Raw genomic sequence first — 9,355 nt, 5'->3', positions numbered from 1 at the left:
ATCGAAAAGGGAAATGCTGTTGTTTCCCTTTCGTCTGGTGTGGGCGAAGCGCCACGACCTTGATTAAGATCTTGATTAAGATCTTGATTTAGATTCGATTCAAATCTAGAAATCATTAGCTAACTAAAGCTGCTAACAAGTTTTGGGGCATAAACGAGTTACCCGTTTATGTGTTGCACTTTATCTATATTGGCTCAATTACTTAAGACCATCGCTTCAATCTAATCCATTGCCTGCCGCTGGGATGTTCAGGATGAACGGAATGTCGCGATCACATGGATGTGAAAAGCGGCCTTTTGTGCAAGCACGACTGTGACACGCAGCAAGTTCGTCCCTGAAAGCTCGGCCATGACAAATAACATCCATGTTAAACGGCCAGTTCGGCACCCATGCCTCTCGCTCATAGCGTTTCACACTGTGAAACTTCGCCATGTTTTCGAAGGTCTTGAACGCATCTACACTGGGATTATTGTCTCTTCGATTTGGCATATTCGTGCCAATTAAAAACTGCAAAGACCAAGAATCTTTTCAGCTAAAAGACTCCATTTGAATTGAGGACGTTGAAGAAAATCGCGTGAGCCTGACAGGAGGTCAGACTAGCTTTCGTGGTGCAGGGTCACTCCTTGGCATCCATGCCATCGTGACATTCATAAATCCATTTACTTCAGATGCACCACCGGAAGCGTTAGCATTTTCGAATAAGACCGACGTTAGCAACAAACGAAGTCAGAAACTGGAGTAATCCCCATCGAAAATTATGCGCTTTTCAGCATTTTTCGTCGGGGCAGCGGGGCCTAATTCTTTTACAGGGAGTATAGAGGGTATTGCTGTTGATACCCTTTTGGTCGGGTGTGGGTGGATAACCCACGATGTTAATCCAAACGAAGTTTGGAAATTCAGGATTAAATCCAGATATCAGAATCAGGTGTGGGCGAAGCGCCACGACCTTAATCCAAACGAAGTTTGGAAAATGTGGCTAACTACAAGTAACTTTCTTTTGAGCTTGAGTAATCCCCCTGAGTCTAAAGATACTTTTGAAACCAATTCACTAATTCCAAATTGACCTTTTCTTTGCTGTTTCTCAAATAATGGTTATCAGGATAAAGCACCAGTTTATGGGGAATATCATATTTGGTTAATGCATCAGCAAGTACGATAGATTGGTTTGCTGCCACACGTTTATCTTCGGTGCCGTGGATTAATAAGATAGGCACATTGGGGGATAAATTGCTGGCCCAGTTGATAACAGAGCGTTTTGATAACTCGGCATCTTTTTTGAGTTCATAATAAGGGATACGTTTCTTATAAACATTTTCCATTTCTGGGCGTTCTATTAACCCTTGTTGTAAATCCGATACACCCGCAATCGTAGCAATTGCTTTGATTTTGTTAGTTTGTTTCATTGCTAAGTGTGTTTGCATGCCACCGCGACTGCCACCATACATGCCAATACGCTGCGGATCTGCGCCTTCAATATTTGGGATGAAATCGAGTAGGGCAATAACGTCATTCACATCTTTTCCGCCAAATTCATCTTTTGCACTTGGCTGCTTAACGTGAACTCCACGGTATTGACTACCAATGATGACAAAGCCTTGCTCTACAATCGGAAATAGTCCGTACATCATTGCGCCAAAGACGACACTGCCAAAATTACCGTTACCACCACGGTTATAAACTAAAACAGGTAACTTAGTGTCAGATACTCTGGGCTTTATGACATAACCCATCACCTCGGTGTTATTTACCGAATAACTAAATGTGCTACAGGATAAATTCGCTTTAAAGTGATTGAAATCGTCTTCGCTAAAAGTAGCGTTAAATTGTGATAGTGCTTTATTGAATTTTTGTTCGATTTTTATCTTGTTTCGATATTTTTCTTCCATGAATTTATGCCAAGTATCGTATTCAGCAAAGATAGAACTAAAGCAATCAGTTTGATTACTGATGCGATCATCGTTAATTAAATGAATAGCTTGAGTACTGAAGGAAGAGAATAACAAGGTAAATAGTAGAAAATACTTTATCACGTGAACTCCATGTCTGTGATTAAACGTCTGTGATTAAACTGTTTTTGATGTCTATGTATTGAGTCGACTAACTTAAGTGATTGATAAAATGAAATCAACAGAGAAAATATGTCGTCAAAAAATTCAAAGTTAAAACGTTTTGGCTTTTTTAATGTTCAAATTGAATGGCAATAAACGGGGGAATTGGGCGAGTATGACAACATGAAGCATCACATCGGCTGCTTAACTCAACTCAACTCAACTTAACTTAACTCAAGCCAGTTTAACTCGAATCATTTCACAACCAAAGTTGATCAAGAAACTCTATATCAAACGTATGTTTGAATATCTTTTACTTTAGATATAAAAAAGACAGTGAGAATGGCATTAAAAAGCCCCTTAGAATCGAAACTCTAAAGGGCTAGTCAAGCTCTATGTAGCAAGTGAGCTGCAAGAGCTGTTTTGCGCTAACAAAACATCAAGGGTAACGTCCAATGTCCATAACAAGCTAATTGCATGCTCAAGACATCTTCCGTTGTATTGCTGCTCAACATGGTCCCAAAGGTGTTTCCAAAATTCAGCAGCAATATAAAACTAATTAGTACGCTTGGTACATTTCAACAAAAACACGTTTGTAGCTATTGATGAAACGCTCAAATAATTTAGTCATTTTAAAATCTCCACTCAGTAATAAATTCAAATTAGTAGAGTTGGGGATGTAACTTGAAATCCATTTTGTTCAAGTCCAATCGACCTTCTCTCAACACAGGACGAATTCTATATCTGTTCAAAAAATAGCTCAAACGAATAAAATTAATCTTTACCATTATTAAAACTAATCCAATATTTGGTTTCTTTAATGCTTCTTAATAGATTTTTTGGTATCTTAGTATTTAAATCAGTAAGTTATGTTTTTGGTTGTTTTATTTTATAGTTAGTAAATCTATTGCAGATATGTAAAAAGTTAATTTTTGGGTTTGATAATGTTTTCATTAGTTTTAGATAGTTTAGACTTAGTGATTTTACAAAAATGTAAATAAATCCCTACCAGCTATCAGTGGTAGGGTCAACACCTAAAAGGTGGTACTTTGCGCACCTACTCAAAACCCGCAAAAAACACATTTTTTATAAGTCATTTTGTTGATTGAGGTCAAATTTCGGTGGTATAAATTAAAGGTCTGCAGTATTTGTTGTTTGCTGTAAGTTGTTGAATTTAAAAGGTAAGCTAAAAGGTAAATAATGGCAGTCACGATCGCAGTCACGTTACGTGATTAAGTGTGATGTGAGTCTCACATTATTTGTGTTTTATCTGGCTAAATTGAGTTTTCGTAGAATGTTATAAAAGCGCTTAGTTAACATTGAATTAACATGTTAAAAAGAGCATTACTTTTAAATAAAATTTTTCCTGCAATGGCACTTGTTGTGATTGATGGGAATCATCATGGCATTTGGATGTACCGAGTAAGGAGTCGCCAATGATTATTGAAGAGGTTGTAGAGCTGTCACGATTGCAGTTCGCGCTAACAGCCATGTACCACTTTCTGTTTGTACCTTTAACTTTAGGTCTAGCTTTTATTTTGGCTATTATGGAATCGCTTTATGTGATGACTGATAATCAAATCTATAAAGATATGACCAAGTTTTGGGGTAAGTTATTCGGGATTAACTTTGCACTAGGTGTTACCACCGGTTTAGCAATGGAATTCCAGTTCGGTACTAACTGGGCATATTTCTCACATTATGTGGGTGATATTTTCGGCGCACCACTCGCAATTGAAGGCTTAATGGCATTCTTCCTAGAGTCGACTCTAGTGGGTATGTTCTTCTTCGGTTGGGATCGATTCAGTAAACGTCAGCATTTAGCAGTAACCTGGTTAGTCGCCATTGCTTCTAATATGTCAGCGTTATGGATTCTGGTTGCCAACGGTTGGATGCAAAACCCTGTCGGTTCTGTGTTTAACTACGAAACCATGCGTATGGAAATGACTAGCTTCGCTGAAGTGGTATTTAACCCTGTAGCGCAAGTTAAGTTTGTTCATACAGTGGCATCTGGTTATGTAGCCGGTGCGATGTTCGTTCTAGCTATTAGTTCTTACTACATCCTTAAAGGTCGTGACTTACCGTTTGCTCGTCGCTCGTTTGCGATTGCAGCAAGTTTCGGTATGGCATCTATCCTGTCAGTTATCGTGTTAGGTGATGAATCAGGCTATAAAGTGGGTGAAGTACAACGCGTTAAGTTAGCAGCGATTGAAGCTGAGTGGCACACTGAGCCAGCTCCAGCAGCATTTACTGCGGTAGGTTTCCCAAATCAAGAGAAGATGGAAACTGACTTCGCGATTAAAATTCCTTTTGCAATGGGTATCATTGCTACGCGTTCTATCGATGAGCAAGTAACAGGGATTATCGATTTAATCGACGAGCATGAGATCCGCATTCGTAACGGTATGGTTGCTTATTCATTCCTCGAGCAGCTTAAAGCTGGCGATGAAAGCCCTGAACTGCGTGCAAACTTTGAAGCAACAAAAGGTGACTTAGGTTACGGCTTATTGCTTAAGCGTTACACTGAAAACGTGGTTGACGCGACTGAAGAACAAATTAAAGCTGCTGCCAAGGATTCTATTCCTAACGTAGCGCCAATGTTCTGGTCATTCCGTATCATGGTTGGTGCAGGTATGATTATGTTGTTTGTATTTGCCGCAGCATTCTGGCAAAGCACACGTCATAAAATTGAAGAGAAGCCTTGGGTATTACGTGCGGCGCTTTACAGCTTACCACTGCCTTGGATTGCGATTGAATGTGGTTGGTTTGTGGCTGAATACGGTCGTCAACCTTGGACTATTTCAGAAGTGCTTCCGACCTTCATGTCAGCGTCAAGTCTAACGACTTCGGATCTGTGGTTCAGTATCATTTCTATCACTGTGTTCTACTCGATTCTATTAGTGATTGAATTGTTCTTAATGTTTAAGTTTGCTCGTCTAGGCCCATCAAGCCTTAAGACAGGTAGATATCATTTTGAAAACCAAGATGCTTAATCTGAGGACCTGATTATGTTTGATTATGAAATGCTAAGATTTATCTGGTGGGCTCTGATTGGCGTATTGCTAATAGGGTTCTCTGTGACCGACGGTTTTGATATGGGTGTGGGTGCGTTATTACCTGTAATTGGTAAAGACGATACTGACCGCCGTATTATGATTAATACCATTGCCCCACATTGGGATGGTAACCAAGTTTGGTTAATTACTGCTGGTGGCGCTTTGTTTGCTGCATGGCCTATGGTTTATGGCGTATCTTTCTCTGGCTTCTATGTGGCTATGATGTTGGTACTGTTTGCCTTATTCCTACGTCCAGTTGGCTTTGATTACCGCTCTAAAATTGAAGATCCAAGATGGCGTAAGTCGTGGGATTATGCATTATGTATTGGTGGCTTCGTACCACCGCTGATTATCGGTGTCGCGTTTGGTAACTTGCTTCAAGGCGTACCGTTTGATTTTGATCAGTTCTTACGTGCAACTTACCACGGTGGTTTATTCGGCCTATTAAACCCATTTGGTTTATTAGCAGGTTTAATTGCAGCGTTTATGTTTGTGATGCAAGGTGCATCATGGCTACAAATGAAGACTGAAGGTGAGCTACGTGTTCGTGCTGCTAAAGCTGCACAAATTACAGGCCTTTTAGTTGCTGTGTTATTTGCTATTGCAGGTGTTTGGTTAGTAAATGGTATCGACGGTTACGTCATTACCTCTGCTATCGACACTGCTGGACCTTCAAACCCAACGACTAAAACCGTTGCGGTTGAAGCTGGCGCTTGGTTAGCTAACTACGATAAGTACCCACTGACGATGTTATTCCCTGTATTGGGTCTGCTTATGCCAGTACTGGTTGTACTTGCTAGCCGTTTAAACCGTAGTGGTTTTGCATTCTTGTTTAGCTCATTAGCTATTGCAGGTATCATTTTGACATGTGGCGCAGCAATGTTCCCATTCATCATGCCATCTTCTTTAGACCCGAATGTAAGCTTAACAATGTGGGATTCTACAGCGAGTGAAATTACGCTTAATGTGATGACTTGGGCTGCAATCATTTTCGTACCGATTGTACTGAGTTATACCGCTTGGACTTATTACAAGATGTTTGGTCGTTTGAACCGTGAGTTCATCGAAAAGAACAAGACATCATTATATTAATTAAGGAGCCATTATGTGGTATTTCTCTTGGATACTAGGTGTATTACTAGCCTGTGCTTTTGGCATCATTAATGCGCTTTGGTTAGAAAACACTGAAAACTTAGATAGAATCAAAGAAGCTGATTCTGAAAAGTAATTAGTCGTTTAAGCTAATATTTAAAACCCTGCCATTGTGCAGGGTTTTTTATTGGCTAAGAAAAATATGGTCGCAGGTGAAGCTATTGATATAAAGAGCGTTGAGTATATAGCGTTGTGGTTAGCCTTATGACTGTGTTATCTGCTGATACTGTGCAGCAGTAATAAATTGACCAAAACTCTCGCACCAAACGATTAAGGTGTTGTACTCAGCGACATTCACGTTAGCCGTTATCGGCACTAAAAAGTTATCGAAGGTTTTGATGTCAGCGACCTGAACCATTTCTGATTTTAAGCGATTGAAGTCCGCTTCTGTTTCTACAAATTCTTTGGCCAAATAAACTTTAAAGTCGGGACCAGGTGAGAGTTTGCCATCGAGTGCGATAAATTCATCGCCGATAGTGACCGTGCCTTCGCCCCAATGTAATGCATCGCTGTCTTTTAGCTCGCGATTAAATTGAGCGGTAAATCGCTGTTGGGCGCTAATGGATAACACTTGTTCACTACTAGGCGCTTCAGGTGCTGTCAGAATTGGCAGGGCATAAATCCCAGCGCCAAAACCAATGGCGAGCACTAAGGCATGGGTCGAGAACAATGTTGCTATGGTGCGTTTTTTCATGGGCGGCCTATATTTCCTGTCATTGTTAAGTTTTCTAATAAAAAGGCATGAACTTTTCAGCTCATGCCTTCTATAAGACCTGCATTAATAGCGATAAATTTCAATTACCCGATTAATGCATATCAACAGCTAATTTAACCCTACATTCAAATTTAAACGTACCTCTAAATCTAAATACATGCTTAGACTTTAAAGAAGTTAATTTTAGTTTTTAGCTCACTAGCAAGTTCAGTTAAACCATCTGCAACCTCAACGGTTTCTCCTGCACGTTCTTGTCCTTCATTTGCCAAGGTGGATATTTGGTGTAGGTTACGGGTTATTTCATCTGCTACGGCGCTTTGCTGCTCTGTGGCACTTGCTATGCTACTGGTAAAGGTGGCTAGCTCACCGATGCTTACAGTTATTTGGCTCAATTGCTGACTTGATTGAGTTCCTTGCTCGGCTGAGAAGGTGCCCAATTTATGGCTATCTTCCATTTGCTGGGCAGTATTTTTAACTTGAGATTGCAACTGAGCAATGGTTTTACTGATTTCTGATATTGAGCTTTGGGTGCGCTGAGCAAGAGAGCGAACCTCGTCAGCAACAACAGCGAATCCTCGGCCTTGTTCGCCTGCACGTGCAGCTTCAATTGCAGCGTTAAGGGCAAGCAAATTGGTTTGCTCGGCAATACTGTTAATCACCTCAGTGACTTGGTTAATCGCTTCACTTTCTTTACTGACATTTTCAATGTTAGCTTGGCTTTCATTCAGTTGGGTTTTAAGTAAATCTAACGACTCAACCACTTCTGTTAGCTGTTGATGACCAGAGCGTGATGACTCATCCACTTGCTGGCTTTTGGTCGCGCCTTCATTTGAATGATTTGCCACATCACGGATAGAGGCTGACATTTCTTCAATGGCAGTGGCAATCTGGTTGGTTTGCATCATCAATGACTCTGATTCATCACCATTTAGTCTTGCCATATCTTGGGCTTTTTGGGCTTGTGATTCTAAGCTCTCCACTGAGTGCTGCAGCGAGTCAATTAAGTCTTTTAGGTTGGTGGACATATCAGCTGCACTGGCAGTAATAAGGTCAATTTCATTATTACTGTTGGGGTCTGTTACTTCAAATTGCTGGGATAAGTCGCCTCGGCCTAGTAGTTGAAGTTGTTGCTGTAATTTTTGTAACGGCGCGAGGGCTTTAACTTGCAGCATCGCCAATAAACCACTGATTAAGATAATCCCTAAGGCTGCAACGCCCGCAGTAATGTACAGCAGTTGCAAGCTTTCATTATTTAGCTCAGCGGCTTCAGTTAAGCCGATTAATGTCCAGTTCCATCCTGGAATATTAATACTATTAGCAAGCATGGTTTTTTGCTGATTGTTGAGGTACTCATAACTGAAATGCTGACCGAGCACTTTATTAGTATCTAGGCCATTTAAAATGTCAGGAGTAAGTGCTTCACCAACCTTAAATCTTGGGTGTGATATCAGGCGTTTGTCACTGTTTCTGACCAGCATGTAAAAACCAGACTCTTCAACCACCAGGTTGTTGATGGTTTTTTGTAGTTCAGTAATCGACTCGGTAATGTCAAAACCGATATATAAAATGCCAATGACGTCGCCAGTTTCATTTTTAATCGGGCGATAAACTGTCATGTAGTCTTTACCGAAAAGCTTGGCATAACCTTCATAGGTCTCACCCTTAATCAAAGTTTGATAACCCGGATGAGATTGACCGAGGTAGGTGACTAATGCTCTTGAGCCATCTGCTTTTTTGAGTGAAGTGGAAATTCGTAAGAAGTCATCGCCATCTTTGACAAAAATAGTCGCTGTACCGCCAGTAAGGTTTGAAAAGCGATCTACTTTACTTTTAGTCGCATTGATTTGGGCACTCTCATGGACAAGTGACGGGGTTTGGGTGCTATAGATTTTGACGCTGCGATCAGGTTTGTGAAAGTTACCTGGATACATAGCGCGCAGAATGTCGGCATTACGGCGAGCAAGGTTTAATAAGCTGACATATTGCAACTCGATAAGTGCAGCATTACTTTGCATTTGCTCATTCATCGAGTCGATGGCTTTTTCTTTTAAAACGTTAGACGAACTGAAATAGGAGACAGAAGAAATAATACCGAATACCAGTATGGTAAGCGCTAGCGAAAAGTACGTTATTTGTTTTGTTATTGACCAACTTCGATAGTTCATGTGATAAGTTCCGAAAAAAGGATAAGTATAATCTAGTGGTTATGACCCCGAATTTATTTGATTAAGATCATGGGAAGATTGAGAATTATCAAGAATTAGTAATTCAACATCTTAAACAAAAAAACGACGCATAAATGCGTCGTTTTTTGATGGTTATTAGGGCGTGTTGATCTTTTAGGGTTGTTTTTGCAGCGAGTTGTTGTTCATTTAGACAAGGCA

Annotated in this window: 6 protein-coding genes; 3 read left to right on the top strand and 3 right to left on the bottom strand. The window is 40.4% G+C overall.

Annotation, left to right across the window (positions count from 1 at the left end):
• Positions 1-1,022 precede the first annotated feature (1,022 nt).
• Positions 1,023-2,030 (bottom strand): S9 family peptidase, encoded by a 1,008-nt coding sequence (locus Q4600_RS15005; protein ID WP_303516940.1) that lies wholly within the window; start codon positions 2,028-2,030, stop codon positions 1,023-1,025.
• 1,454 nt (positions 2,031-3,484) lie between these two features.
• On the opposite strand from Q4600_RS15005, the gene Q4600_RS15000 reads away from it, so the two are divergent.
• From Q4600_RS15000 to cydX, 3 genes are read left to right on the top strand one after another with little or no spacing between them, the layout of a single operon-like run.
• Positions 3,485-5,041: a cytochrome ubiquinol oxidase subunit I gene (locus Q4600_RS15000; protein WP_102529401.1), complete on the top strand. Its 1,557-nt coding sequence runs from the start codon at positions 3,485-3,487 to the stop codon at positions 5,039-5,041.
• Between the two features lie 15 nt (positions 5,042-5,056).
• Positions 5,057-6,196, top strand: a complete 1,140-nt coding sequence (cydB, locus tag Q4600_RS14995) for a cytochrome d ubiquinol oxidase subunit II (protein WP_102529402.1) — start codon at positions 5,057-5,059, stop codon at positions 6,194-6,196.
• A gap of 13 nt (positions 6,197-6,209) precedes the next feature.
• Positions 6,210-6,332: a cytochrome bd-I oxidase subunit CydX gene (gene cydX, locus Q4600_RS14990; RefSeq protein WP_102529403.1), complete on the top strand. Its 123-nt coding sequence runs from the start codon at positions 6,210-6,212 to the stop codon at positions 6,330-6,332.
• Between the two features lie 126 nt (positions 6,333-6,458).
• On the opposite strand, the gene Q4600_RS14985 is transcribed toward cydX, so the two are convergent.
• Both Q4600_RS14985 and Q4600_RS14980 read right to left on the bottom strand, forming a co-directional pair.
• Positions 6,459-6,950, bottom strand: a complete 492-nt coding sequence (locus Q4600_RS14985) for a DM13 domain-containing protein (RefSeq protein WP_102529404.1) — start codon at positions 6,948-6,950, stop codon at positions 6,459-6,461.
• Between the two features lie 182 nt (positions 6,951-7,132).
• Entirely contained in the window at positions 7,133-9,136 is a 2,004-nt protein-coding gene (locus Q4600_RS14980) for a methyl-accepting chemotaxis protein (RefSeq protein ID WP_303516941.1), read from the bottom strand.
• Positions 9,137-9,355 lie beyond the last annotated feature (219 nt).

The sequence above is a fragment of the Shewanella sp. 2_MG-2023 genome (assembly GCF_030548905.1).
In the GTDB taxonomy this organism is placed as follows: Bacteria; Pseudomonadota; Gammaproteobacteria; order Enterobacterales; family Shewanellaceae; genus Shewanella; species Shewanella electrodiphila.
The sequence above is the reverse complement of the archived record's forward strand: the minus strand, read 5'-3'. Positions and strand labels throughout refer to the sequence as shown.